Here is a 26,746-nt window from a genome sequence, read left to right on the forward strand (position 1 = left end):
CACACATCGATACAGGCCGGAATCTCGAGAAAAGGAGTGCCTGCTTAATTTTATTGAGATTTCGGGATTCCGCCTTGCTCCACCCGAAACGACGGCAATAAATTTTTCCTAATTCCCGTACAGCGAATACCTTTCCCCTTTAAACACCAGGTCGAACTGCGCCCAGCTCTTTTCCCCAGTTCCTTTCGCATCTTTAAATAATACACGACATTCAAAGACAACTTCATCACCTTTCAGCTCGATCAATTTGGAATGTGGCGTATCTTGTTTGACCCGGATGTTCCCTGCAATGATCAATCGATTTCCGGTTCTGGGCAATATGTCTACATCGCTGGTGATTGGAGAATACATGTCCAGTCCACGTTCTTTTCCATATTGCCAAACTTGTTGAATGGTACGGTTTTCTTCATCTATCTGATATTCCACGGCACGTGAGTAAGTTGGATTATTGCTCAGATTACGTGCCAGTCCATTGTCGAATATCAACAACCGACCATCACCTAGCCAGTTCAAAGAATGCTGCCCTGTACTCCACTCAAAATCATCTGCGGGTTGTGAGCCTTGTTGTACACTGGCCGGAAGCGGCTGTCCGTTTTTGTCTAGCGCGGTAAGTAAGAAGTTTTTTGTTTCACGTCCGTTACCTGCTCTTCCGGCTTTACCCCAGGCCACATGTGGAGCGAGAATCCATTGTGGGTTGTTATCGGTATCCACTTTCACAATGCCTTGATTCCTGCCCGAAGCAATGATGGATCCATCTTCTGTCATGGCAATGCTATTGAGATGAAACCAGTCTGCGGCAAAGTCCAGGCTATAGTCTTCCTGAAATACAGCACGGTCAATGTCCAATACTTCAGCCAAATCCCAGTGCTTGCCGGGACGATTTTCCCGTCGGTTCCATTCGACTACATGATCGAAGCGTGTCACTACCTGGCGGCCATCTGATCTACGAACTGCTGCATCTTTACGGGAACCACCCATCACAACATTTCCGTTGGGTAATTCTTCCAGATAGTGATTTCCTGCGAAATTGAATAGTTGTTCTTTTTTGACTTCTCTTCCGAGATTATCCAATTCATAAAGGTCGATCCAATCCAGGTACAACCAATTGCCAAGGCTGTTTCGAAGCGCAGAATAGGTGATCTGACCCGTGCTACTCATGTCCATGAACCAACGGATGTCCCCCGCATCGTCAAAAATGATGGTATATGACTGGAATTTACCATTATTGGCGATCAACATTTCGATCAGATGCATGCCCGGCTCCATCTTCGAGCGATCGATTTGATCAATTTCTACAGTGGGGAAAAATTCCGGTAGTGGATCCGTTCCTAATGTAAAACTCTTAGAGAAAGTTTGATCTTCTTGTGTCGTTAATTCCAGCACGACTTCATTGCTGGTACCTGCATATAGGCCTAGTACAGGAATACTGTGTCTCGTTGAAAAGGATGAATAAGATTTTTTAATTGGGTTTTTACCCTTCACTTCCACTTTTACTTTGACTGGCTGGGTTGTCTTGAAATCGAACTTACCCCCCAGTGGAACACGCTTAAAGGGATTGACTTGAGCGCTGACCTTGCCTTCAATTAGTTCTTCAAAACTTTTTGGGCCGGAATCACATGCTTGAAGCAAAAGAACAATGATGAAGACGCTGATCACTCTTGAGAAAAGCTGTAACGAAGTGCTGTGCGAGAAAGGTCGAATCATAAATCAGTAGTACAATCCCACAAATGTAGGAACTAGTGGTCATTGAACACTTGTCGTTGACCTTACGAACTTCAGCAATTTCAAGCTGTATGTACGGTAACCCAAGCCATTCGTCATATATTTCAATCCTAATTGTATATGATCCCGTAATTTGATTTGTAAGTAAAATCTCTCCTGACCCTATGAGAAAATTATTATCCCTTCTTGCCCTTTGCACTACTTTGATGGCTTTTGGCAATCCCCCGTTCATGAAACTTGGAACACCTGACATCAAGTCCATGGGTGTGTTAGAGTTTTCAGAAGACGGCATTTTGTTTATTGGTGACTCGAAAAATGCGACCATTTACGCGGTTGATTTACAGGAGTCTGCCGGAACCGTAGACAAAGCATTGATCATTCCGAATTTGGAAACGAAACTGGCTGCCTTGCTAGGTACCATCGATGATGACATCCTGATCCATGACCTGGCTGTAAATCCAGTCTCCAAGAATGCTTATATCAGCGTTTCGCGGGGCCGGGCCAACTGGACATCTAACTGGCAAATGCCCAAAGAATTGACCGATGCCACAATCCTTGTTCGGGTTACACCGACAGGTGGTATTGAGGAAGTTTCTTTAGAAGAAGTGCTTTTTGCTCAGGCATCTATCCCTAATCCGGTAGCTGCCGACAAAATGCATACCTGGAAGAAAGCACCACTTCGTGCGGATGCTATCTCTGATATCGCCTATAAGAATGGTTCACTGTATGTTGCTGGACTTTCCAATGAAGAGTTTGCTTCCTCGATGTGGGTACTGCCTTATCCCTTTTCAGGCGAAGCTCAGGCTTCTTCTTTGGAGATCTATCACGGAGCACATGGTAAATACGAGACACATTCTCCGGTAAGGGCATTCTTGCCATACGACATTCAAAACAAAGAGCAATTGTTAGCCGCCTATCTGTGCACGCCGCTGGTGACCTTTGAAACTTCTAACCTGCAAGGTGGCAAACACGTAAAAGGAAGAACCATCGCAGAATTTGGTGCAGGAAACTTTCCAATTGATATGGTGGCTTATCAAAGTAATGGTAACGACTACATTGTGATGTCAAATAGTCAACTGCCTTTAATGGTGATTGATCCGAAAGACATTGAAGCCTATGAAGGCCAAATTACTGAGGAAGTAGAAGGGTATCTAGCGGGTGTGAAGTACACGCCTCGAGCAGGATCAGGTATCTACCAACTGGCTGATTTCGGTGAAAAATACATCCTGGCGACCCAGCGTCTGGCAGGAGGAAAATTAGCTTTGGTCTCACTCAGCAAATCAAGGTTACGACCTTGATCCATTTGCTAAATTTCCAAAAGGCGGCTTCCTTATTAGGGGCCGTCTTTCTTTTTTTGGGCTTTTCTATACAGGGCCAGGAAATTAATTTCTCCTCAGAATCTGATCCAGGATCAGCAAACTATGGTCAGGTAAAGATTTCTTTGCCTTCAGACCTAATGTCTTCCATGGCAGCGTCGAAAGAAATTCCTTTTAAAAAACTTTTCAGAGTTTATGTCGGAGATCAGATTCCCAATGATCCTACCATGCCATCGGTCGCTGGCAAATATGAGATTGCTGGTAGTACGATGATTTTCAATCCACGTTTTGATCCGCCACCGGGCGTTACCTACACTATGGTTTTTGAGGTGAGTGAGGCTTATTCATTGATTGCTCAATCCAGACCAAATGGTTTGCCGAATAGTGTCCAGGAAACTTTTCAATTTCCAACACTACAACCTATTTACGGAAAAGCCATTGGAGCGATTTATCCCTTGGCCGATGTGCTACCGGCCAATCTGCTGCGGATGTATGTTTACTTTAATCAACCAATGGGACTCACCAATCCCCATGATCATGTCTGGTTGATCAACGAAGCGGGTGAACGCATCAATACGCCATTTGTTGAAATCACCGAAGGGCTTTGGAATGCCAACCGGACCCGGCTGACCTTGTTTTTTCATCCGGGTAGGGTGAAACGAGGAGTTGGACCCAACCTGACCATGGGCGCTGTTTTGGAGCCTGGGAATAGTTATCAGTTGTCTTTTGATCCTGAATGGAAGGATGCATTAGGAAGAGCAATCGGCGAAACTTCTCCTAAATCTTTTCGGGTTTCAGAAGCAGATCGAAATAGGATCAATCCCCAAAATTGGACCATTCAGGCACCTATGTCCGGATCCATTGAACCTATTCAAATCAATTGGTCAAAACCATTGGATTACGCCTTAGCGAAAAGAATGATCAGTGTCATTCATGAAAATCAAGACGTCCCTGTGATCGCTGAGCTTTTTGATCATGAAAGACAACTTCAATTAATTCCCTCCTCTGAATGGAGTGCTGGGAAGTACTTCCTTGAAATAGATCCCAGGCTTGAGGACCTGGCTGGAAATACGGCCTTTCACCTGTTCGATACGGCCACAAGTTCCATGGAAGATCCAAAGGGGAGGGATGTGGCGCCCATGAGGATTCCTTTTGAGATAGAATAATACAACCCTAACAAGGTTCTTTACGGAATAGATTAACCTTGTTAGGGTTATAAAGGAGCGATGAGGCGCTCGAAGCGCTACTTCACCCCAAACATCACTTTGGTCACTTTCGTCCGCAAAACCACACCCTCATACAACACCCAGCAGATCAGAAACGTACCACCCACCATGATTGTAATTTCAATACCAAAAGGATAATCTACTTGAAGCAGGAAATAACCAAGGATAATGGTAACTGTCTGATGAAAGATGTAAAAAGGATACACCGCCCGATTGGCATAGCTGATCAGTTTGCTGGGTTTATTGAGATAGATTTTGGCCCATGCAAAAATGGTAATGATCGCTGACCATAGATAAGTCGTTTTAAACAAGGCCTCAGTGAAGTGAATGATCGTGGAATCTTCAAAATTGAACCAGATGATGAGTTCACCTGAGAAGGCAAAAAGTCCGACTGTTGGAGCAATGAACCGCAGTTGATGAATGGCTTCCCAGAGTTTCTTGTCCATATTGATCAATAAGAACCCATAAAAGAATAAAGTCATGCTGCTGATGAAATTGAACCAGTCATGAACAAGGTTGTGGGTGACATTGAAAAAGGGTTCCAGCAGCGATTCGTACAGATAAAGCGGGAATACAAAGACAAACAATAGTCCAGGTTTTGCAGCAAGCCGTTCTCCAAATGATTGTAGGTTACTTGTGAATTTGTTTCTGATCCATATAAATACCGGACTCAAAATGAGTGAATAGATAAACAGGTAAGGAAGGAACCATAAGTGATGCCAGCTGATGTTGCCTTCAGGATAAACGCCATCGAAAGCTGGCCCGGTCCACCATGCCCAATAGGAACCCGTAAAATCACCGTTTACAATTCGTTCGATATAGACTTGTGGAGGAACGATCATCAGCATGCCAACTCCTAAAGGAATGGCCAGCCTTAGGAAACGTTCTTTGATAAATTGACCACTGGACCTGTGCCCCAATGCGAAGGCGGTACCCATTCCAGAGATTACAAATAAGATGGGAAGTCGCCATTGATTCACGAAGATCATCGGCCATCGCATCCAATCGTGGATCAAATCATTTTTGATGTGCCAGCCCCAGGGCACATAGAACATGCCTACGTGATAAAAAATCAATAATCCAAAGACCAGTACCCTTAACCAATCCAGGTCATAACGTCTTTCTTTTTCCATGTATTTGAGTTTTTTGTTTGGTTCAAACTTACATGTGTAGCATAAGTAAAATCACGCCTTGTGCTGGCTAACAAGCATTTTGTGTTTGGAAACAACAATTTGTGATGAGCAACAACCAATGGGATGAGTAACAAAGAGGAATGTGTCAGGAGGTCAGGGCGATCCGGGCATCAAAACTGGCCAGTTGACTTCTTGAAACCGGAACTTGAAAATCAATGGCCGCGGTGTGCAGGAAATAACCTTGAGCATTGCCTTCTACTTTGTCCAGGTGATTGATATTGTAAAGGAATGCCCGGTGTGTTCTAATGACTTGAGGAAATGTGGACAGTTGTTCTGCTACATTGGAGAGGCTAATTCGAATGAAATGTTCCTTAACCTGGTCATTGTTCCTGACAAAGAATCGAACATAATTGCCTTCTGCTTTGGCAAGAATTAATTCGTCTATTTGGAAGGCTATTTCTTCAGAATTCAAGGGGGTCTGGAGTTGGACAATTTCCTTGTTTTGCTCGTGTTGGGTGCTGACAATTTTAGATGCTTCTGTCTGGTGTTGCGATTTGAGGACCCTGAAGTTGATGTAGGTCATGAAGAACAGCAGCAAGCTTCCCGTGAGTAGTGTATTTCTTACTTCTTCAATCAGATAACGCATTTCCCAGTTACCCGGATTGTCGTAGATAAGGTCTCTGATCAGAAAACTACCGATACCGATACTGATGAGTAAATAGCCCAGGAAGGTGAATTCCTTGTAAAGTTTCCAATCGTCTCTGGAGACGATTTTGCCCAGGATCAGTCCGTAGATCAAATACTGTGTGGCTCCGTGTGCTGCATGTGCTAAAACAATGATCGGATAGGGCCAGCGGTGTTCGGGACGATAAACATTATATGGTTCAAAGAAATAGTCGAAACAGAAAGCCATACCAAAGACCAGCAATGCATTTCGCAAAACCAATTTCCCATGATGAATGAAAGGGTAGGGCTGATCAAAAAATGTCGTGACCTTTTGGTACATCTGTTATCCAGGAATCGCTTTCTTTTAATGCATGCGCAAGATAAAAACGTTCCAGGATTTTGCTGCGGGTCGACGACTGATTCCTAGCCGGGTACCGCTTCCTGATTGATCTGCTGCTCGACTTCCTGACCAACTTCCCGCAAAACCTGCACGAGGTGATCAATATGTTGTTTTTGCAACCGATGATTAATGAGGCAAGCCCTGATCACGGAACGATCGCCTAATCGGGTACCGGTGATGAATACCCTGCGATCCTTTTCTAATGCCGGGATGATCAATTGATTCAACTCGTCAATTTTTTCGATCTCTTCACTGTTGATACTTCCTATGTATTTGAAGCAGACGATACCTAACAAAGGATCAGAACTCAACTCGAAATCAGTAGAAGCTTCGACCGTCTGAGCCAGGTAACGTGTCAGGTGAATGTCTTTTTCAATCATGGCCTTCAGGCGATCTGCTCCATAAGCTTTGAAAGACATCCAGATCTTTAAGGCCTTTCCATTACGCGAAAGCTGGAACTGATGTTCATTGAAGTCCAGACGGCCATTGTCTTCTTGATCCGTTGCCAGGTAGGAGGCCTTCTTAAAATAAGCCTGATTGAATTGCTTGTAATCACGCACGAGCGTACAACCGGCTTCAAAAGGTTGGTAGAGCCATTTATGAAAGTCAAGCGCTACAGAATCTGCTTGCTCTATGCCCTTATAGTGATCTTTTACCAAATCGGTTCCTGCGGCCAGTGCGCCATAGGCCCCATCGATGTGATACCACATCTCATGCTGTTGAGCAATGCTTGCTAATTCATCAAGATCATCAATGGCACCTGTATTGACCGTTCCGGCATTTCCGATCAGGCAGAAAGGCTCGAATCCTTCCTGAATATCCTTTTCGATTTGTGTGTTAAGTTGTGCCAGGTTGATCGTGAAGTCATTATTCACCGGGATCTTTCGATAATGATCTGTTCCTATTCCCAGGATGTCTATGCTTTTGTCGACACAATTGTGCGTTTCTACCGAAGCGTAAACGGTAAAGGGTTTCATGCCGAAAATACCCTTTTGCTGGATTTGTCTGTCCTGAAAGTAGACGTTCCTAGCGACAGTCAGTCCGGTCAGGTTAGCTGCCGATCCACCACTCACCAGTACTCCTGCTGCATCCGCGTCGTACCCAATGAATTGCGCACCCCATTTGGAGACTTGCTTTTCCATCTCCGTCAGAACCGGGGCGAGGTGCCACTTCCCAATGTTTTGATTGATGGTAGTAGCCAGTAATTCCGCAAGGATGGATACCTGAGTACCTCCGGCCATCACGTAGGCGAACATTTTCGGAGCCATGTTCATGGTCGCTGTGTCCACCACTTTTTCCTGTACCATGTCCAGTAGATCTGAAGTATCCATGCCGCCGTTCGGCAGAGGTTCGGACATCCATTCCTGAATGACTTCTGGTGTAAGGCCAGAAAAAGCCATGTCTGATTCCATGGATTGAAACTTGTTTAATACCTGCTCGCTGGCCTTTTTGAGCAATGTTTCAAAAGCTTCAGCCGAAAAGTCAAGGGTGTGGTTGTCCATTTTTGCCATGTGACAAAAGTGCCATTTTTTTAGCTGGTGCTATAAAAAGATGAATGAGCTTATTTCATGGTTTGTATTCGAATTGTTCATGGAGTCAGGCTCAAGCAAGGGCTACGCTATGCGCACTGAAAAAAACATTCAAATCCGTGTTTACCTTTTACAACTTTCGACACTACTAGTTGAAAGGTTGTAAAAATTGAATTCGGAAAACACCATATTAAACAGGTTTGATAACTATCGGCAGCAAATTGCCTGGCTTAAACATGCTCCCAAAACAAGAACAACAAGGGTCCGTTTTAATGTGTTATCCGAAATTCAATATTCAACCCTACGAAGACTATACCAGTTCACACTAGATTTGTGGACTGGTAAAGGATTCACTTTTTTGAAGAACATCAACTGGCAACAACTTCGGTACGACCTCAAAAGAGGGAACAATGAGATGCTTTCGGTCTTTTTTCAAGAGCATGCTGGTTACTGCACTAGAAAATTGACCAGGGAACATCAATGTTCTCAGGAGGATGCCGAGGACATTTTTATTGAGTCAGTGATGAATTTGAGGGAAAAGCTGATCAGTGAAGCGATGGAAGCTGTGGCAAATGTGAGAAGCTATCTGTATACCACTTGTCATTACATGCTGATGGATCGAATGCGTAAAAAAAACCGGGAAGGTCGTTCAGAAGAAGATGTCACCAGGTTTTTTTATGAATCTTATCATACGACTGAAAATGATCCATTTGATAAGGCACTCATTGAGATTACCAGAAAGGCATGGAATGAACTGTCGGAGAAGTGCAAAGATATTTTGCACTACTTCTACGTAGATCGGATGGACATGAAGGAAATTGCAGATGTAATGGAGTTTGCATCCGCGGATGTGGCCAAGACATCAAAGTCCAGATGTTATCGACAGTTTTCTAACCGGGCTTATGAATTGAAGCAATCACAACAGTTATGAAACTGGATCCCAACGATATTGACCTGATCGAAAAGTACCTGGATGGAGAGCTGATTCAGGAAGATCAACAGTTTTTTAAGAGAAAAGAAGCAGCCTCGGAGGAGTTTCGAGATGCGGTATCGTTTCATAGACAGTTATTGGGGCATTTACAGGCCCAACAAAAACTTGCTTTAAAGACCGAACTCCGTGGGATGATGAACGAGTCGAAAGAGCCTCGAAAATTCAACTGGAAAATGCTGTCTATCGCAGCCTCAATCTTACTGATCGGTATCATAAGTGTCCTGCAATTTCAAGGTCCACCACCTTCGCAACAATTATTTGATCAGTATTTTGATCCCTATCCGGTGATGAGTATTGTACGTGGGAGTAATGACAACAGCGCTAATCCTTTGAGGATGTATGCAGAAGGCAAATACGAACAATTCATAGATAAACTGACCAAAGGAGATGCTGTAACAAATCAGCAAAGAACAGCGCAATTACAATTAGCCCTTGGTAATGCTTATCTGGTTTTGGCCCAACCTGAGCAAGCAATTAAAACCTTGAGTGAGATCGAAATAGGAGATGATCATTTCTTAGATGCACAATGGTATCTGGCATTGGCCAATCTACAATTACAGCGCTTCGAAGCAGCAAATGAGTATCTGCTTAAACTAACTACCGAACCATCATTTTACAGATCCAGTGCAAAGAAATTGATAGCTGCTATTCAAGATACCCGAGACTAATCCTTTTGTCGTATCTAAGGTAATCCTGGATTTTTACGAAAATGGATGCTAAGTCCGATTCAACATCACCAATCGCTTGTTGTCGCTTTTCTGGATATTTCGAATAAACGTTCTTAGTTCGGCGTATTCTTCAGGTTGGTAGATGCCATTGTTGATCACACATTTTCGAACAAAGGTCAGTTTCCCTTCATCGTTGATCATTTTGATCTCATAAGAACCAAATTCACTGTCTATTTTCTTGTCGAAGGAGGCACTCTCAATAAAGTATTGTTCAGGGAAATTTACCTGGATCGTATCGACCTGAGAGAAAGCATATCGTATTTCCATGGGGACACTTCGGGTCGCTGGTTTCATATTGAAACCGGAAATATTGGTGAACGTGAAAGGTTTGAAAAATAGCCGGTTGGAGGAAGAATTGGCCATGTTTCGGATACTCAGAGAGGCTTTCATTTGCGCCGTTGGTACAACTGCTTCTGTAGGTGCGGATACTTCCAGGGTTTCAAGATCCATTTGTCCCCACTCATGCTCATCAACGAACCATTTACGCTGTTTATCTTCAGAAAGTCTGTTGGCACCATTGAATCGATCATTCTCGATTTCAATACCCTGATATGTCCGATCGACCGCAACCTGACCCACGCCTTTGTCATCGATCGTTACGTGGATATTGGTGGCCTGTACATTTTCCTCTTCCTTGTATCGCCGCGTATGGATCACCTTTCCACCTTCAGGGGTAATCATAAGGGCATCACGGTCACTCGTGAACATGCCCAGATAGCCGAATGGGTTGGTTTGAGAAGTACATTCTAACCAGATCGTATCCTGTTCGGTGGGAACCGTTAAGATCGCATGGTTGAACTTATTCATGGGAAAGTCTTTCGATAGGCGAGAAGCATTGCTACCAGCGTTGATCAAGGTGTAAAAGCTTGGAACATCAATGGCTTCCAATAGTGACTGGGTATAAAAGGATAAGGCTTTGCAATCACCGTACTTTTTTTCATGAACAAATGAAGAAGTAAATGGCTGCCAGCCACCAATACCTAACTGAATGCTGACATAGCGTGAATTTTCTTGGAGATAATCGTAAACGATCCTGGCTTTCTCTTCTATGGAGGCATCGGCTGGAATCAGTTTTTTCACCGCTGCCAACTGTTCTGGCAACAAGTCATTGCGACCTGAATTCAGTTGATTGATCCACTGTCCGAAGCTTTCCCAGGTAGAAAGATCTCCTTGTACCCCATCCATTTGAAATTGATTAGGAGCGCTGTAGACAACTGGTGTGTAATCGGCATAGCGATAAGAATAGCGCTCAAATTCAAAGGCTTGCAAGTTTTTTACTTCCCATTCAACAATTTGACTTAATCCCAGGCTTTCAGCCTTAGGTTCAATGTTTAGCGACTGGTACCGAAACATGTCTGCTTCGGCACTTTCGATTCTGAGAGATGCATTCATCACGGCCTGTTTTTCTCCTTGAGGGATCCAGGTAGGGTAGAACAACGATCCAGTATAGTCAATTTCATATTCTACTTCGATGATGTAGGGATATTCGTTGTGGATCACTTCTAAATATTTGACTCTTGAATCAGAGGCGAGACTATAGCCTTTGGTGCTGATGTCCCTGAAATCACTGAGACTCCAGGAGCCCTTTTTTCTGCCAATCAGGTCTGTGGTTTTTACCTGCGCATACTTAACCTTTCTAAAATCATTGTAAAACAATCTGATCTGATTGGCCTCTTCCGCCCTGGAGTTGAGAATTACAGTCTTGTACGACCGTTTGAGTTTTGACTTTTTGATGTTCTCCACCTTGAACCAGGTATCATCCTTTAAGATGACTTCATTGGCATTTTCGGCAAGGGAGTCCGGGTAATATTTGATCTGACCGAAGGTCGATGAAGCCCACAAAAGGCTAAAAATCAATAGTAACGTTCTCATATCTTTTTAAGGATTACAGGTTCCTGATGCTTTTCTGAGACGAGTTGATAAAATTGACGGATATAAGCATAATTATCCGATCCAAAATCTGTCTGATTAACAATGAACGAAGATGAAATATTGATCATCTGACCACTTTGACGCACTGCATAGGTGAATTTTGCAGCTCCTTCAGGAAGGCTGATCACGGCCGGCTTGGGCAATTCAGCCTGGTAGCCTTCAGGGACTCTGATTGTCGTTAATAACCGGATGGTTTGACCAGTGGAAAAATCAACGGGCGCATTCCGTTCTTCTCTTTTAAATGGATTGTCATTAATCGCGCCGAAACGAACTGGGTTGAGGTATATGGTTTGGTCATCATCTAACGCTTCCATACACCTGACGCTCCAACGAAGATCTTTTGGGTTATTTTGAATGTTAAGCTCACCGATCTCCATATCTGTAAAATATCGGTCAGTAATTTTATGCTTATAGGCTTCTTCACCTTCTGAATTTAGCATCCTTTTCTCTGGGATAAATCCATAATCAGCATATCTGGCCTTCACATCAGTGACTAATTGTCCATTTTCTACGGCAATCGAAGTATTGAAATCTCTGGTTATTTTAGCATGGCTTTTCAAATTGACCCACATGCCTTCGGGATCATTCACCAGCCAGCCTCTTCCGTTGAGGCACCGGTTAGGTAGCATCCCAAACGGCAAGTCAGAAGCTGCGTCAGCTAAAATGATCTTTTCTCCGATAATCGTAGCAATCACTACGGAATTAAAGTCATTGTAGCTGGGATAACTCGGGTGAGGGGTACCGTGGCCTCTTGTACTGATGAGTACCGGAAATGCCTGCAGGCCGGCACGTCGCAAGGCTGCGCCGAGCGTCAGATTAATGTCTGCCGTGCTGCCTTTCTTTTCTTTGAAAGCTGCCCCACCAGCTCTGGAACTGCCGATGGAAAGGACATTGTTCCAGGCGAAGTTGCCTTGAATCCAGTTGTAGATTTCCGTCGCTTTTTCTAGATCGGTGCCCTCAAGCGACTTGACCTTGTCTTTGGCAAATCCATTTCGTTTCATCGCACCTCCGAGAGAGCCAGATTCGAGTAATTGTTTATTGAAATCAGCATAGGTTCTGACCCTGGCGGTCGAGAAGCTGTATCCGGGAAAATCCCGGGATTCTAATTGGAATTCAAGCCTTGTAGGTATGTCGACTTTGTTGTTCATGTAGGGTTCATCCAAAATCGGTGGAATATCTGTCGCTTCGATGGTAGAAGTTGTACTGAAAGACTTCAATTCTTCTGATTTGCTAGTCTGTGTTCTTGACATGGCCTGGAAACCTCGGTGAAAGTCCTCTACTTCGTCGAAAGAGGAAGACTTGATGTCCAAAGATGTCCCCAGAATACTCTGCCGATATTCAAAGAAATCAGGAAGCGTGTAGGTGAATTGTGAGAAAGCCACTGGAAGGTCCTCTTGCAATACCCAGGTATAGAGGTTGCCCAGGTAATGGGATCGCTGGATGTATTTGAATTCCACTACCGATCCATCTTTGACGTTGGGCAGCGCAAAACTTACCTCTTTTCGAAAGTCGCTCAGCCGAGATTCGAAGATCTGGTTTTTCTCAAGCTTGGTTTTGACCACCTTCCCATCAACCAAATTATAAGTCATCCCTTGAATTTGACTTAATTCCTCTCTGGCGATGCCTTCGGTTGGATCATATTGGATCAGGCTGATGTTAGCATAATCCTTGCCTTCAGTATTGAATATCTTGATGCGTTTAGTGATTTCAATTTCATAGATAAATCCCTGATTTTCATTTTTGAACCTGAGTCGTCCAATCCTTCCTAGAACCATCGCATCTGCTTCCTCAAAAAATGCACACTCGCTCATTTTCAGTTCTTCGGCCGATACCTTGCCGAACTTGAAAGATGTTTTTTGGGCATGCGTGTAAAATGAAATCAGTAAGAACAAATAGGTGATTTTCTTCATGTTTGGTTGGTTTGAGTAAAAAGTCGTTGAATTGTTCGCCTCAAATGTAAATTAAATCCACTTAATAGACCATAATGAAGCCAAGCCGTACAAGCTTCATGTTCAGATTGGTGATATTTACTTGATTGGAATTTTTATTTCCAAAGCATTTGAAAAGATAAGTTGTCATGTTGAATCCACAGCAACGGTGGTTTTTGATCAAATTGATTCCGTATCCCATTATTTCGTTATCGGGTGGTTTTCTGTATTGGATCCTCGAGCTGGGAATCATCGGAGAAACAAAATTTTACCCAGCTACGGGCAATTTATACAATAGCTCCAGTTCTTTTGTAGCAGTCCATTCGATGACTTTTTTACTGGGACTTTCACTAGGCTTGATAGAAGAAACGCTGTTTAAAGGAAGATTTCGGAAGATTTCATTTTTGCCCAAAATCATCCTGAAAACGGTAATCTACATGGGACTGCTGACACTCCTGATGTTCGTCTCTTCGATCATTTTGAATGCTATTAACATGAATACTTCGGTGACGGACCCTGAAGTAATCAGCACGGTCGTGAGTTTTTTAGGAAGTTTCACCTATATGAGCATAGCTATCTATGCAGGTGCCGTTATTGATCTCACTTTATTTTTCAACGAGATCATCAGTTTTCTTGGATTGGATGTGGTTGGTACCTACTTCACTGGGAAGTATTCCAAACCAGTCAAAGAGAGTCGGGTTTTCATGTTCCTTGACATGCGAAGTTCAACGACCATCGCAGAAAAGCTGGGACATGAAAAACACTATCAGTTGATCAATGATTATTATGCGGACATGTCTCGGGCCATCATAGAGACGCAAGGGCAGGTGTACCAGTATGTGGGCGACGAGATTGTGGTTTCCTGGAAAATTGATCGAGGGCTTAATCAGTCGAATTGTCTGGCTTGTTTCTTTCAAATCAGTGAAAAGATCCGTCAGAAATCTGAAAGATATATTTTCAGATATGGACTGATCGCCACCTTTAAGGCGGGTCTTCATGTAGGTGAGGTCACCAGAGGACAGGTAGGGTTGATCAAACGCGAAATGCTATTCATCGGTGATGTGCTTAATACGACTGCTCGTATTCAGGGATTGTGTAATGAATTGGAATCGGATTTACTTATATCCAAAGAATTGAAAGCACGATTGCCAGAAACATTAAATTTCAACTTTGCCTCTAAAGGGTGTTACGAATTGCGAGGCAGAGAGCAGAAAGAAGAATTGTTTGAAGTGACCGTTGACAACTAAATCTAATTTGTCTTCTACCAGAGCGAGAGTACACTGAGGCCCTCGATTACAATGAAGTTTTGGATACGCTTAGGCACTCGAAGCGTACCTTAATTCAAAACCAACTTATCCTTGATCTTATTCAGTCGATCTCTGGACATGACAAATTCCTTTTGTTGATGATCCATTCGGATGACATACTTGTCATTTTCCCAAAAGGCATAGTGCTGCAAATGATTCAGGTTGATCAACGTGCTGCGATTGATCCTTACAAAATGTTCTTGGTTTAGTTTTTCCTCCAACTCTGAAATTGATGCTTTCAATCGGTAACGCTCATCTGCAGTAGTGGCCATGGTTTTCCTTTCTTCTCTTTCAACCCAGATGATTTTCTCCGTATCGAGAAACACCTCTCCAAACTCGTCTGAAGCAAACAACCTGTTTTTGGTGCTGCTGTTCTGGACGGTTTTTAAATCATTTTGTGTTTCATTCAATTGACGGTTGTATTGCCCGATCAGATTGACATTGATCAGTGTATAACCAATGAGAAGGACCGGAGGCAGGTAGTTCAAATAAATCTCAAGACTGTAGAAATACTCATTGAAGTAGATCGAAGCATCAAGGTCCGGAAAGTAGTGCAGTAGGTACCGACTGGTTAGGGAGAACGGGCCAAACACAAAAAATGCTACTGCGAGCAGCGGTAAGAACTTCAATTCGTAAAGGAAGATTTCCCGAACGGAAAGCCTGATAGCATTTAGATTCAATCGCGTCGCATATATTCGGATGAGTTGCGCAATGATGGACACGGTAATGCACTCGATCAAAAACTGGTCAATGAATACATACCACAAAAGGTGGCTCCAGGTGAATGAACCGTCGCTGATCCATTCAAGGTTTGCCGGATGCAAATAGATAATCGTCAGGTACACCAATACCATGGCAAAGGTTGTAACGAGGATCACCTTCCAGTTTTTCAGCAGATCGTACGAAAGTGTCAGCCACATAGGTCAGAATTGAGACACTGGTTATCGGATTTGAGACATTCAAAGGTAGAATTACCCTCATCAAATACCCAGAATTCGGACACGTAAACCCGGAATTCGGACTTCTTGGTTCATTATAGTGCATTGCTAATCCGTGATTTGAATCAAAAAGCAAATCGAGAAATGAGAACATTTATCGCACTATTTACCTGCTGCATCTGCCAAATACTATGGGCACAATCTCCTTTGGAAGTTACTATTATCGGAACTACACACGCGTTTCAAAAGGAATATCAGGACAGACAGGATTTTCAACAAGTGAGGGATTTTATGGTGAATCTGGATCCAGACATCATATGCATCGAGGCGATCCCAGCCACCGATACCCTGAGCTTACAAGAGATATGGCCTAAAAATATGAAACGAGCTGATCGGTTGCGTGAAGCGTTGATTGAGAAAGGGCATTTGCCATATGATGCACGGGCTTATGCTTCAGCAACAGAAAGTAATCGGTTTAAAGGTGCCATTAGCTATGCTGCCTATGACTTTTGGAATGCCTACTATTACTGGTTTCAGGTCATGCAAAGTGGAGATTCACTTAATCAGTTTGCTCCATACATGAAGAATTTGAGTCGTTCGGAATACGGGTTGATAGTTTATCCTGCAGCCATGGAACTGGGAATCGATCAATTTCATCTGATTGATTACCGGGCAGGTGAAAATGCGTTTTTGGGCAGTACGCAAAAAGTCTTGAAGAAGCTCCTGTTTCGATTCAAGTGGAAACCACTGGGAACGTATCTGAAAACGCAAAAGCGCTACAAAAAAGCAGAAGAAGCGGGTCAGCTCATGGAGTTCATCAATGGACCAGCGTTTCAGGTTGCTTTTAACGACCTTATTGATATACTGCCAAGAAAGTTGCGCAAAGTAGAAGAGGCGCAATTCGTGAAAGACTATTGGTTAAAAAGAAATGAAGTCATGGCCAACCGCATCATTGATACGGCACGGAAACAAGACGCTAGTACAGTTCTCCTTACCGTAGGCAGTGCTCACGTCATGGCGATCAAAAATGCCCTGGAAAGACGTGGGCATGTAGTTCGTACCTATGGTGAATTCATTAACAAAAACAGCTAAATCATGGAAGAGATCATGCAATCCAATGCATTTTTCATGGTACCCCTGGTATTGTGTTATGGAATCATCTGTGGGATGTGGTTCTTGCTCGATCGGGTCGGATGGTTATGGGAGATTTCTCCTATCAGGTCACCAGAGAAACCGTGGACTGAGTTTTTTCTCTCAATAATTGCAGCAATAGCCATCCTGGCCGTAGGTCAATTGTATTCGCGAGGTTGGTTGCTACCAGGTTCAGATAATGAGATCGTAGCGGGTATCAGTTGGATGTTCAACAATGTAATCATCTTTTCACCACTTTGGTTGACGGTCATTATCCGAAAGCAATCACTTAACACGCTCCTGATTTCCGGTAAGGGATTCCTAAAAAAGGTAATTTTTGGGCTTGTTGCCAGTGCTGTAGGTATACTGATATTTGTAAGTCTACGAAATGAATTGGGGCGATTTCCTGAAATATTTGGGCATGCATTCACTTATGAAAGCCTGATCAACTTCCCTGCGGTCTTTTTTGAGAATGTAGCCCTGGCGTTTCTTTTCGTTAGATTTCGCTGGGCCGTAGGATCAAGATGGGCCATCCTTATTCCGGCATTACTTTTTGCAGTTGCACATATTCCCGGTTCCCTTGCAGAAGGAGATCCCTGGGGGCATATCCTGTATTTTGCAATATTGACCAGTAGCCTGACAGTAGTCATTCTCTATACGGCATATCGATCAAGAGACATCATTTGGTTGGGTTTTGTGCATTATTTGGTAGATGTGGCCATTAAGGCCTTTTGAAGCTATGATTGCAATATTGGAAGGTAGTTTTATTAATTTTTCATGGTGAACCGGAAAAGTGAGATTTATATTAAAAATGGACTGGCCCTGGGAGGTTATGACGTGGTTCAGATTTTTGAGAGTCGAGAGGTTAAACCTGGACTTCCATCCTTTCAGTACAAATATGAAGGTGCGGTTTGGACTTTTTCGAGTGAAGACAACCTGAGACTTTTTCGGGCGAATCCATCGAAGTACAAGCCTGCATATGGAGGATATTGTGCCTATGGCATTTCTCAAGGCTACAAGGCACCAACCAGGATCCATCTATTTGAAGTGGTCGATAATGTTTTGTATTTCAACTTCAGTCCCTATATCAAACGCTTCTGGATTCGACATCAAACATTTTTAATTGACATGGCTGATGACAAGTGGCTGAATATTCAGCATGATCCAATGATTCGGGTCAATTACTATTGGATCTACTTAAAATACCTAGTCTTTAAATCGTTAGGTATTCCTTTCTTCGGGAAAGTAGAATCCCCTCAAATCACAGGATAAGCATCTCATCAATAGTAATTGATTCAATTTCATAGCTTTAATCAACTCGAGTTTTCGTTGCTAAATAACTGAATATAAGGTTGTTGGCTGAATTCAAACAAAGGAGGAGAAAGCATGCTAATAGAATTTACATGTAAATAATCCATTCGATTATTGTTAGGATATTTATTTCTTATAATTTTGTATATCATACATTGTTGTAAGAAATGAAAAACAAAGGGTTAGGGGAATTCGAAGAGCTCATACTATTGGCGGTCTGTATTCTGGAGCAAGCCTATGGGGTAGCAGTTAAGAAAGAGGTCGAAAAGCATTCGAAAAGATCGGTTTTACTCGGAGCTGTGCACATTACCTTGTATCGACTACAGGACAAAGGTTACCTGAAATCAGAGCTTGGCGGTAATACAGAGAAGCGTGGTGATAGAAGAAAGCGGCTTTTCGAAATTACTGATGCCGGCATGGAGCAATTGAAATCTGCTCAGGAAGTGCGTCAAAGCATGTGGCAAGTCATTCCTCAACTCAAACCCCAGGGTTAATCCCATGAAAAAGCAAGAGAAAATACCCACTTTGGTCAAGTGGCTGTTCTCGAAAAGTATCGATCAGTTCATGATCGAAGAACTGCTCGGCGACTTACAGGAGATGCGAGAAGACCGCACTGAGGAGCGAGGCAAATTCATTGCAGGTTTCATGTACTGGGTAGATGCATTCCATTTACTCACCGGATTCTCAACCATTCGAATATCAAAAACTCAAAATAGGTCAACACTCATGTTTCAAAGTTTATTCAAGATCGCCTGGAGAAATGCGCTCCGGCAAAAACAATTTACTGTACTCAATGTCCTTGGACTTACCCTGGGCATAGCCACCACTTTATTCATTGGGCTCTACATCGATGATGAATTGAGCTATGATACGTTCCATGAAAAAGGAGATCGCATCTATCGTGTGAACCAACCCAATATTTGGGGGGACTGGGACGAAAGGGCGTCAAATACAGGTCCCAATGTCGCCACTGCGCTCAAGACAGACATTCCTGAATTTGAAGAGGTGACACGTTTACTCTTCCTGGGTCATAAGACGGTAAAGGGAGTTTATCACGATAGGGTGTTCAAAGAATCGAGGATCTATGCGGCAGATGAGAATTTCTTTGATGTCTTTACTTTCCCGTTGCTGTCAGGCAATCCAAATACGGCATTTGCCAGACCCAATACCATGGTTTTGACACAAGAGACGGTTGCCCGATACTTCGGTGATCAGATGGGGCCTGACGAAGTGGTTGGAAAAACCATCAGCATGAAGGATTATCTGGGTAAATGGATTGATTACGAAGTAGTAGGAGTAGCGGATGAAATTCCTTCTCGTTCTCATATTCAGTTTGATGCACTGATCTCATTGAAGAGTGAGCATGAATTGATGGAAAGCAGTGGATGGAAGTGGATCTTTACGGCATTTTCTACTTATGTATTAGTCAACGAGCATGTTGATCTCGTTGCATTGACTGAAAAAATCCAGGAATTGCCCGCAAAATGGGCACCACCCACTACAGAAAAGATCTTCAATCAAACGTTTGAGGAATTCACCAAAGGGTATCCCTGGAAACTAGGCTTACAACCCATGCGAGAGATTTACATTGCTGCACATCCGCAGTATCAGATGTTTGGTCCCGTTGGTAATCCAGAGATCGTTCAAATTTTTGCGGCCATTGGGCTGTTGGTGTTGATCCTGTCAGTGATCAATTTCATGAATCTTTCTACGGCCCGATCTACTACTCGTTCGAAGGAAGTAGGGGTGAGAAAGGTGTTGGGTTCGGCACGTCAAACACTGATTTATCAATTTGTCCTGGAGTCTGTGATTTATGTCTGCGTAAGTACAATGCTGGCTTTGGCCCTGGTTTATTTATCTCTTGATGCGTTCAATGTACTGGCTGAAAAAGAATTGGAGTTGACCCCTTATCTGATAACTCCTTTGACATATTTGGTGATGCTGGGATTTGTTTTGATGGTCGGCATACTGGCAGGAAGTTATCCTTCCTTTTATTTGTCTTCTTTCCGTCCCATTGAAACCTTGAAAAATAAACTTGGTTCCGGTAGAAAAGGGAAAGTGATCAGAAATGGCCTTGTGGTCTTGCAGTTCACCATATCAATTACACTGATCATTTGTACCTTCTTTGTGCAGAAGCAGCTGGATTATTCATCGAAGCTGGATGTGGGTTTTGCAAAAGACAATGTATTGCAGCTGCACAATATTGAGCAATTCGGTTTTGATACTGATCACCTGAAAGCACGATTAGAAGCTAATCCTGCTTTTCTCAAAGTTGGAAAGTCCTTTGGCCTGCCACCCCAGATCTACTCGGGAGATCGCTATAAATCGAAAAGCTCGGATGAAGTGATACAAATGAATAATGTTCGTGCCGGAAAAGATTTTCTTGATTTACTTGGATTAACGTTTTTGGAGGGACGAAACTTCAATTCAGCGATTGCTACGGATAAATACAAGGTTGTTCTCAATGAGAAAGCTGTAGCCATGCTGGGCTGGGGTAGCAGAGAACAATATAGTGCTGATTCGCCAATAGGAAAAATCGTGAAACTTGCATCAGGGGACGAAGATGAATTTGAAGTCATCGGTGTGGTGAAAGACTTTAATTTCAGTGATTTGAAGCAGGAAATTGCCCCCTTGGTGATCATTAATCACCTCAATGATAAAGTTTGGGATTTTGGAGCTGGTAGGTCTTACCTCTCCCTTAAACTTGATCCAAATACAATCGAAAAGAAATCGGATCTTGATCAAATGTTATTGGATTTGGAGGAAGAATTGAGATCAATTGATGCTAGCGTGCCATTCGAATACACTTTCATGGATCAGACTTTTGATCAGGCATTTAGAAGTGAGCAACGAATGGCCACTGTACTTAATGTTTTCACATTGATGGCGATGATGATTGCCTGTATTGGATTGTTTGGACTCGCTGCTTTTTCTGCGGAGCAAAGAACCAAGGAGTTAGGCATTAGAAAAGTGCTGGGAGCGGCAGTTTTCAATTTGGTCAAGACGTTTTCTACGGAGTTTACCCGATTGGTATTCATCGCGATCTTATTGGCGACCCCTGTTGCATATTTGACTGTTCGTTGGTGGCTGACAGACTTTGCTTATCGTACACCAATTGATTGGTGGGTATTTGCCATGGCAATATCAGGAGCTTTACTTCTTGCGATTGGCACCATTAGTTTCCAGTCCTTCAAAGTAGCGCATCAAAATCCGGCAGAGGCATTAAAGGATGAGTAATTATCCATAGATGTCTGCTCATAAGGCCTTTCAGTCGATTCCTGAAAGGCCTTGTTTTTTCATTCCATTTCGATTTTTCAGCATTTTTTCTTTTTAACTGTCACGGGCTTTCGTGTGTGGTGTCTAACCATAAATCAAAAATTAATTGACACATGGAAACTAACAATTTTGACGTTCAAAGCATCGGGATCAACGCACATCCGGACAAGGTCTTTCAATTCATTGCTGAGCCGACCAATGTTCCTAAATGGGCATTAGGTTTTTCTGAAGTAGATGGTAAAACGGCGTTCATGGAAACGCCTGCCGGAAAGATGAAAGTGGGAATGACAATGGAAAGCAATCCAGCCCTGGGTACCGTAGATACGACGATGACCATGCCTGATAATAGTGTTGGGATGGCGTATTCTCGGGTTATCCCTAATGACAAGGGGCAAACAAGCATTTTTTCTTTTGTATTGATGGCACCCCCTGTTCCTCTGGAAGAGATCGAAGGGACTTTGGAAGCACAAAAGAAACAGTTAGCAGAAGAGCTGCAATTATTAAAGAAAATTCTGGAAGCTTGATGGTGCTGAGACAAATTCATCATCCTTCAGTGCTTGGAGCAAGTTTACTGGGGTTTGTATTGGCTTTCATTTGGTACGGCCCTCTTTTTGGTGAAACATGGGCCATAGGTGCAGAAGTGATCAATCCAACGACTCCTCCGGGTTGGGCCTCTTTTACCGCCTTCTTGGTGGGATGGATTGCCAATTATGGGCTGGCTTACTTCCTGATTGCAACCCGCCAAAAAGGAGCAATTGCAGGACTGAAGATCGGGGCAATTATTACGGTGGCTTTCTTGTTGCAGGTAATCATCGGTCCATGGCTTTTTGCCGGCAGGTTCTTGCTATTTGCTGTCAACATGCCGTATTTCACGTTGGTAGCTTTAAGCTCAGGATTGATTATCGGACATTTTCAGAAATAAAGACCAATGAAGTGTATGGTCTGAGATCATGCACTTCTTACCTTATATAAATGACATGGATAAACAACAAGAACGTTCGGATCAGGTGCTTATTCAGGAGGCTCTATCCGGGAATAGAAAATCATTAGAAATACTGATTAAGAGACACCAAACCTGGATATTTAATGTAGCCCTGAACCTGACCGCAGATGCCAATGAAGCTGCGGACCTGATGCAGGAGGTGCTGATCAAAATGGTGACCAACCTGTCCAGGTTTGAAAGGAAAAGTCAATTTCGGACATGGTTGTACCGGATCATCAAAAACCACTTTTTAAATACCAAAAGGAAAGGACAATCCAGTCAGGTGATTCCCTGGGAGGAGTACGCACAGGGCCTTGACGCGACCAGAGATAAGGAGTTGACCGATACCTTTGACATAGATAAGGAATTGTTAGTTGAGGAAGCAAAATTAAGTTGCATGAAAGCCATGTTGCTTTGCCTGACACCCGAGCAACGATTGGTTTATGTATTGGGAGAACTATTTGAAACACCTTCTGCGGAAGCTGCAGAAGTGATGGGTGTTACTGCAGCCAATTTTAGAAAGCAGCTGAGCCGAACCAGGGAACAGCTCTATAATTTCATGAACGAAAAGTGTGGCTTAATCAACAAGACCAATCCTTGCAGGTGTGCTCGAAAGACTACTGGATTTATTCAAAAAGGATATGTTGATCCTAAAAATTTGCAATTTCAGAGAGAGGTGATTAGCAAAATTGAAGACATAGCACCATCCAAACTAGATGCGTTTGAAAACAAAGGCATGACAGCCTATAAGCGATTGTACAAAGCTCATAATTACCAGCAGACACCTAATGAAGACCTTTTTCTAAAAGAACTCCTGACCTCATCCGACATCAAGGAGAGTTTTGGGCTGAATTAGCGCCCTTTCTATCACTCCTGAAAATACACCAGCAGATTGATTTTGTCTGACAAGTGATAAGTCGTATCCTGATCTTCAGGGTCTGTGTAGGTGATGACGTGAGCAATATTCAGGTCATTGTAATAGGAAGGTTGGATTTTGCCAAAGAACTTATTGAATTTGGTACGTACGGTACGTAAGTGAACTTCATCGGATTCCATGGCTGCATTGCTTTCCTCTTCCTCCAATACAGCTAAACATAGTTGCTCGATTGATTCCATTTCCTCGATGCTTCTGGAAATGTAGGAGACCAATTCCGGATAGGCTTCCTGAAGTGCTACCCACTTACTGAAATAGATCGGATCTAGTTTGTCCAGGATCTTTCGTTCGTAGGCAATGTTGAAGAGTAGTCTAAGCTTATTACTCACCCGTTTGACATTTCGAGGTAAGACTAATTTGAGTATGTCCAAAGTGTGTTTGATCGCAATATGGAACCGGCTGTCATTTTGCTCAATATTGGCATAAGCCTCCGTCCGCCTGATGTTCTCGATTTCCAGGGTGTTCAGATTGGAGTTGTCATCATCAAGGTAGTGCGACTGATTCTTTTTCATTTTATCATTCACCTGACCGGAATATGAACTCAACTCATCTTCATGAGTGACAGAAACCCAGGTAATCGTCAGAAGTTGATAAACGATCACAACCAAGAGGAACAAGAGGGTTAACTCAATTGAAATAGTTCGATAACCCTCCGTGGCATTCCGGTAGACCTCATAAATGTACCGATTGACATACAAGTTTGTTGCTTCGAATGTTTGTGTTTTAATAGGAGGAAAAGTCCCTATTGAATCCAACAATGCGAATGCACCATAGAGTGAGTCTATCTTATTGACAAAGACAGAATCTTCCGTAAGCCTTTGTTCGTGAGGAATTATATCTCGATTGAATAAACTAGACAACCAGCCACCTACAAAAAGTTCATCCAGTTCAGCTGTTTGATCTGCTATCCCCATCGCTAAGCTAATTGATACATTCGCAAATTCATCTTTTCTCATCCATAGATACTTCCAGGTAACTCTATCGGCGTATGAAAAAGTGGAATCACTCGGTTCTATGGTAAATAACTTAGAAGAATCTTGATTTTCTTTAGGACCAAAAATTTCGTAATTAATCTCCATTTGCCATGCTTCCTTTAGATTCTCAGATATCTGGAGAGTATCCAGGTAAGCTTCGATGTGCTGTGGATTGAACTGATTTTGATACCGTAGATCCATCCATGAATTGTGTGCAAGCAACCCGTACATCACGAATGAGGAAATGATAAATAGCAAAATGAGAAAAGCATTGATGCGTTTCAGCCCAGGGGCGTGAAAAGTGTCCAGATTGATGTTCCAGTAATCTCTATAGAACCCTTTAAAGATGCGACTGATCAGTATGATCGGGAACATGCCGATCCATAGGATCAGGTACAATGGTTTTAGTGCGACGCTGATCTGCTCGCTACCCGACACTTCTTTGAAGGAGACCATGCGTTCTTCGATGGTCGAGCCCAGAATGGCTTCAAATTGAGTGTATTGTGTCTTAATGAATTTCGTGAAAGCACGAAAAATACGCTTCTGGAACGGTATATTTTCTTCATTAGCGTTCTCCGGGAGTTTGGTCAATTCGTCCGCTGTTTTTGCCTCCTGGTTTTCAACCAATGGACGAATATGTTTAGGGTTATAGAGGGGTAAGTCAAATTGAAGTTGAATGATTTTTTGAATGTACAGCCGGCCAAAGCCATTGTTATTTTCTCCGTCGGTATCTGTAGAGGGACCAAACTGCGCTTTTGCCGGATTGTATCGTTTTGCAAATTCCTCATACTTGATATCAGCGGAAGCGGCTACGGTTTGGATATCCGCCATGATGACGATGATCACATTCGGAATATTCAACAACTGGTTGATGGCTTCCATTAATTCTACCGGACCTGTATCGCGGCACCTTTCCAGGTCATCGACAAAAATCACCAGCTTGAGGTCTTTTGGTAAAGCCTGATTGATCAAACCCTTGAGCTGATTACGGACCACTTCCACTTTCCCAGCTTGCGCTTCGGCGATAGGGTCTTTGAGATATGACTTAAGCGTCGATGTGAATTGAAATAGGTACTGGAATATTTTAATGACCAGCGCCCCAGTGCCACCAACTGCAATTCCCTTATAGTCAGCCAATTCGGGCGGAAGACCTTTCAGAATGGTCTGTATTTCAGGTAGATCTTCGACCAACTTGAACAACCCGAATAACAAAAGGGTAAGCACACCGTATAGACTGACGTTTCTTATCCTCCTGGCGAATCTATCGGAAGGTGCAGTGAGGTGAACAGGTAGCGGATCCCATAATTTGTGCCACCAACGTCGGTATTGATCGAGTTCACGTGCGATAAATGCCGTGAAAGCCGTTTTGATGTGTTCGGAATCGTCATGCTGCCAGGCGTTGAACCAGATTGTACGATGTTTAGACAGACTCTTGGCCGGCATCGCTTCTACCTGGCGACGAATCAGATTCCCCAAAGAAGATTTTCCAGCACCCCAGGGAGCATTGATGACCAGGGTTAAGGGAGTGGTGGTATTCGGACTGTCGATGATGCCAGCCAGTGCGTTACTAAAGGTCTTGAAGTCTAATTTATCATTACTTACATCGTCAATAGGGCGATCAGCAACCATCTGGATTTGGACCTGATTCTGGACTTTTTGATTAGTGAAATTCCCATTACTATCATATAGATCAAGATCTACTCGTTTTAGCAATTCTTTGGTTCTTCTGGACTCCACGAAGATGTCCATTTTCTTTTCAGGGTCATTGATTTCATACCCCTTCAATAAAGCGGTGAAGACTTCTTTGTCTGTCAGCCCAGAAATCTTGAATAATGGGAGTTCGATCAATGGGATGTTGTATGTGTTTTGAATATTGGCGAGCTGACCACCCATGTTATTGACAACCGATTTGATGTCTATGCCTGACCCTTTTTCGTCGTGGCTGGGAATAGGTTCTGTGATCAATACGATCACCCCTTTTGCCGGTTCAGGTAAATACGATTTGCTTTTTACGGGTATTGAATCACCATCCAATAGGGTAATAACGTCTCCAAATCGATGCGTTTCACGCTTGAATTGCAAGTCAAATTGTTCAGTCTTGGGGGATCGCCCCAGGATGATTTTTCCATCAGCACTGCCCAAAATGATCGAAACCAGGGTATTCCTGGACGAAGGTTTCCCCAATTTGAGTTCGAAGAAGATTGAAGACATAGTAGTTAGGTTGCCTTCTAATATAGACCTTTAATTGTAATGTTTGAAAATAGAATTCTTTTGAGTGATTGGTCTCACGGTGCTTCATCACGTAAAAAAGGTTACTTGGAA

The 26,746-nt window shown here is 43.1% G+C and carries 21 protein-coding genes; 13 read left to right on the forward strand and 8 right to left on the reverse strand.

The annotated features are described in order from the left end of the window. Positions 1–108: 108 nt before the first annotated feature. The gene (locus R8G66_08845) at positions 109–1,704 is read right to left on the reverse strand and encodes an aryl-sulfate sulfotransferase (GenBank protein MDW3192460.1); all 1,596 of its coding nucleotides are present in this window, start codon (positions 1,702–1,704) and stop codon (positions 109–111) included. A 182-nt stretch (positions 1,705–1,886) separates the two neighbouring features. On the opposite strand from R8G66_08845, the gene R8G66_08850 reads away from it, so the two are divergent. Both R8G66_08850 and R8G66_08855 read left to right on the forward strand, forming a co-directional pair. Beyond that, positions 1,887–3,020, forward strand: a complete 1,134-nt coding sequence (locus R8G66_08850) for a hypothetical protein (GenBank protein MDW3192461.1) — start codon at positions 1,887–1,889, stop codon at positions 3,018–3,020. Positions 3,021–3,187: 167 nt separating this feature from the next. Further along, positions 3,188–4,204 (forward strand): hypothetical protein, encoded by a 1,017-nt coding sequence (locus tag R8G66_08855; GenBank protein MDW3192462.1) that lies wholly within the window; start codon positions 3,188–3,190, stop codon positions 4,202–4,204. A gap of 77 nt (positions 4,205–4,281) precedes the next feature. On the opposite strand, the gene R8G66_08860 is transcribed toward R8G66_08855, so the two are convergent. The 3 genes from R8G66_08860 to R8G66_08870 all read right to left on the reverse strand — a co-directional run bounded on the left by R8G66_08860 (position 4,282) and on the right by R8G66_08870 (position 7,974). Continuing rightward, entirely contained in the window at positions 4,282–5,397 is a 1,116-nt protein-coding gene (locus R8G66_08860) for an acyltransferase family protein (GenBank protein ID MDW3192463.1), read from the reverse strand. A gap of 145 nt (positions 5,398–5,542) precedes the next feature. Then, positions 5,543–6,403 carry a LytTR family DNA-binding domain-containing protein gene (locus R8G66_08865; GenBank protein MDW3192464.1) on the reverse strand — a complete coding sequence of 287 codons (861 nt, stop codon included), beginning with the start codon at positions 6,401–6,403 and terminating at the stop codon, positions 5,543–5,545. 83 nt (positions 6,404–6,486) lie between these two features. Continuing rightward, on the reverse strand, positions 6,487–7,974 hold the full coding sequence (locus tag R8G66_08870; GenBank protein MDW3192465.1) for a pyridoxal-dependent decarboxylase: 1,488 nt from the start codon (positions 7,972–7,974) through the stop codon (positions 6,487–6,489). A 376-nt stretch (positions 7,975–8,350) separates the two neighbouring features. On the opposite strand from R8G66_08870, the gene R8G66_08875 reads away from it, so the two are divergent. Together R8G66_08875 and R8G66_08880 are read left to right on the forward strand one after the other, a co-directional pair. Then, positions 8,351–8,923: a sigma-70 family RNA polymerase sigma factor gene (locus R8G66_08875; GenBank protein MDW3192466.1), complete on the forward strand. Its 573-nt coding sequence runs from the start codon at positions 8,351–8,353 to the stop codon at positions 8,921–8,923. After that, complete coding sequence (locus tag R8G66_08880; GenBank protein MDW3192467.1) at positions 8,920–9,651, forward strand: hypothetical protein; 732 nt, start codon at positions 8,920–8,922, stop codon at positions 9,649–9,651. The genes R8G66_08875 and R8G66_08880 overlap by 4 nt, the downstream gene beginning before the upstream one ends. Before the next feature lie 48 nt (positions 9,652–9,699). Here R8G66_08880 and R8G66_08885 read toward each other — a convergent pair whose 3' ends face one another. Together R8G66_08885 and R8G66_08890 are read right to left on the reverse strand one after the other, a co-directional pair. After that, entirely contained in the window at positions 9,700–11,583 is a 1,884-nt protein-coding gene (locus R8G66_08885; protein MDW3192468.1) for a DUF3857 domain-containing protein, read from the reverse strand. Then, positions 11,580–13,553, reverse strand: a complete 1,974-nt coding sequence (locus tag R8G66_08890; GenBank protein ID MDW3192469.1) for a DUF3857 and transglutaminase domain-containing protein — start codon at positions 13,551–13,553, stop codon at positions 11,580–11,582. Before R8G66_08890 ends, R8G66_08885 begins: the two co-directional genes overlap by 4 nt. Positions 13,554–13,720: 167 nt before the next feature. On the opposite strand from R8G66_08890, the gene R8G66_08895 reads away from it, so the two are divergent. Further along, on the forward strand, positions 13,721–14,818 hold the full coding sequence (locus R8G66_08895; protein ID MDW3192470.1) for an adenylate/guanylate cyclase domain-containing protein: 1,098 nt from the start codon (positions 13,721–13,723) through the stop codon (positions 14,816–14,818). Between the two features lie 89 nt (positions 14,819–14,907). Here R8G66_08895 and R8G66_08900 read toward each other — a convergent pair whose 3' ends face one another. Continuing rightward, positions 14,908–15,798: a LytTR family DNA-binding domain-containing protein gene (locus R8G66_08900; protein ID MDW3192471.1), complete on the reverse strand. Its 891-nt coding sequence runs from the start codon at positions 15,796–15,798 to the stop codon at positions 14,908–14,910. 162 nt (positions 15,799–15,960) lie between these two features. Between R8G66_08900 and R8G66_08905 the strand changes: the two genes are divergently transcribed. From R8G66_08905 to R8G66_08940, 8 genes are all read left to right on the forward strand, one after another. After that, complete coding sequence (locus R8G66_08905) at positions 15,961–16,908, forward strand: DUF5694 domain-containing protein (GenBank protein ID MDW3192472.1); 948 nt, start codon at positions 15,961–15,963, stop codon at positions 16,906–16,908. 3 nt (positions 16,909–16,911) lie between these two features. Next, positions 16,912–17,682: a hypothetical protein gene (locus R8G66_08910; protein MDW3192473.1), complete on the forward strand. Its 771-nt coding sequence runs from the start codon at positions 16,912–16,914 to the stop codon at positions 17,680–17,682. Positions 17,683–17,724: 42 nt separating this feature from the next. Beyond that, the gene (locus R8G66_08915) at positions 17,725–18,219 is read left to right on the forward strand and encodes a YHS domain-containing (seleno)protein (protein MDW3192474.1); all 495 of its coding nucleotides are present in this window, start codon (positions 17,725–17,727) and stop codon (positions 18,217–18,219) included. A gap of 206 nt (positions 18,220–18,425) precedes the next feature. Continuing rightward, positions 18,426–18,752 (forward strand): helix-turn-helix transcriptional regulator, encoded by a 327-nt coding sequence (locus R8G66_08920; protein MDW3192475.1) that lies wholly within the window; start codon positions 18,426–18,428, stop codon positions 18,750–18,752. 4 nt (positions 18,753–18,756) lie between these two features. Beyond that, positions 18,757–21,495 (forward strand): ABC transporter permease, encoded by a 2,739-nt coding sequence (locus tag R8G66_08925; GenBank protein ID MDW3192476.1) that lies wholly within the window; start codon positions 18,757–18,759, stop codon positions 21,493–21,495. Positions 21,496–21,647: 152 nt separating this feature from the next. Beyond that, positions 21,648–22,058: an SRPBCC family protein gene (locus R8G66_08930; protein ID MDW3192477.1), complete on the forward strand. Its 411-nt coding sequence runs from the start codon at positions 21,648–21,650 to the stop codon at positions 22,056–22,058. Beyond that, a complete protein-coding gene (locus R8G66_08935; protein ID MDW3192478.1) occupies positions 22,058–22,456 on the forward strand; it encodes a DUF1761 domain-containing protein in 399 nt (132 codons plus the stop codon). The genes R8G66_08930 and R8G66_08935 overlap by 1 nt, the downstream gene beginning before the upstream one ends. 55 nt (positions 22,457–22,511) lie before the next feature. Further along, entirely contained in the window at positions 22,512–23,372 is an 861-nt protein-coding gene (locus R8G66_08940; GenBank protein MDW3192479.1) for an RNA polymerase sigma factor, read from the forward strand. An 11-nt stretch (positions 23,373–23,383) separates the two neighbouring features. Here R8G66_08940 and R8G66_08945 read toward each other — a convergent pair whose 3' ends face one another. After that, a complete protein-coding gene (locus R8G66_08945; protein ID MDW3192480.1) occupies positions 23,384–26,635 on the reverse strand; it encodes a P-loop NTPase fold protein in 3,252 nt (1,083 codons plus the stop codon). Positions 26,636–26,746 lie beyond the last annotated feature (111 nt).

It is taken from the genome of Cytophagales bacterium (genome assembly GCA_033344775.1).
GTDB lineage: Bacteria > Bacteroidota > Bacteroidia > Cytophagales > Cyclobacteriaceae > JAWPMT01.

Bases quoted from the DNA above. Each gene is read 5' to 3' on its own strand.
- R8G66_08935 (MDW3192478.1), top strand. From the start codon at position 22,058: ATGGTGCTGAGACAAATTCATCATCCTTCAGTGCTTGGAGCAAGTTTA.
- R8G66_08890 (MDW3192469.1), bottom strand. From the start codon at position 13,553: ATGAAGAAAATCACCTATTTGTTCTTACTGATTTCATTTTACACGCAT.
- R8G66_08865 (MDW3192464.1), bottom strand. From the start codon at position 6,403: ATGTACCAAAAGGTCACGACATTTTTTGATCAGCCCTACCCTTTCATT.
- R8G66_08885 (MDW3192468.1), bottom strand. From the start codon at position 11,583: ATGAGAACGTTACTATTGATTTTTAGCCTTTTGTGGGCTTCATCGACC.
- R8G66_08930 (MDW3192477.1), top strand. From the start codon at position 21,648: ATGGAAACTAACAATTTTGACGTTCAAAGCATCGGGATCAACGCACAT.
- R8G66_08925 (MDW3192476.1), top strand. From the start codon at position 18,757: ATGAAAAAGCAAGAGAAAATACCCACTTTGGTCAAGTGGCTGTTCTCG.
- R8G66_08850 (MDW3192461.1), top strand. From the start codon at position 1,887: ATGAGAAAATTATTATCCCTTCTTGCCCTTTGCACTACTTTGATGGCT.
- R8G66_08945 (MDW3192480.1), bottom strand. From the start codon at position 26,635: ATGTCTTCAATCTTCTTCGAACTCAAATTGGGGAAACCTTCGTCCAGG.
- R8G66_08855 (MDW3192462.1), top strand. From the start codon at position 3,188: ATGGCAGCGTCGAAAGAAATTCCTTTTAAAAAACTTTTCAGAGTTTAT.
- R8G66_08845 (MDW3192460.1), bottom strand. From the start codon at position 1,704: ATGATTCGACCTTTCTCGCACAGCACTTCGTTACAGCTTTTCTCAAGA.
- R8G66_08920 (MDW3192475.1), top strand. From the start codon at position 18,426: ATGAAAAACAAAGGGTTAGGGGAATTCGAAGAGCTCATACTATTGGCG.
- R8G66_08915 (MDW3192474.1), top strand. From the start codon at position 17,725: ATGGTGAACCGGAAAAGTGAGATTTATATTAAAAATGGACTGGCCCTG.
- R8G66_08905 (MDW3192472.1), top strand. From the start codon at position 15,961: ATGAGAACATTTATCGCACTATTTACCTGCTGCATCTGCCAAATACTA.
- R8G66_08880 (MDW3192467.1), top strand. From the start codon at position 8,920: ATGAAACTGGATCCCAACGATATTGACCTGATCGAAAAGTACCTGGAT.
- R8G66_08900 (MDW3192471.1), bottom strand. From the start codon at position 15,798: ATGTGGCTGACACTTTCGTACGATCTGCTGAAAAACTGGAAGGTGATC.
- R8G66_08860 (MDW3192463.1), bottom strand. From the start codon at position 5,397: ATGGAAAAAGAAAGACGTTATGACCTGGATTGGTTAAGGGTACTGGTC.
- R8G66_08940 (MDW3192479.1), top strand. From the start codon at position 22,512: ATGGATAAACAACAAGAACGTTCGGATCAGGTGCTTATTCAGGAGGCT.
- R8G66_08910 (MDW3192473.1), top strand. From the start codon at position 16,912: ATGGAAGAGATCATGCAATCCAATGCATTTTTCATGGTACCCCTGGTA.
- R8G66_08870 (MDW3192465.1), bottom strand. From the start codon at position 7,974: ATGGCAAAAATGGACAACCACACCCTTGACTTTTCGGCTGAAGCTTTT.
- R8G66_08895 (MDW3192470.1), top strand. From the start codon at position 13,721: ATGTTGAATCCACAGCAACGGTGGTTTTTGATCAAATTGATTCCGTAT.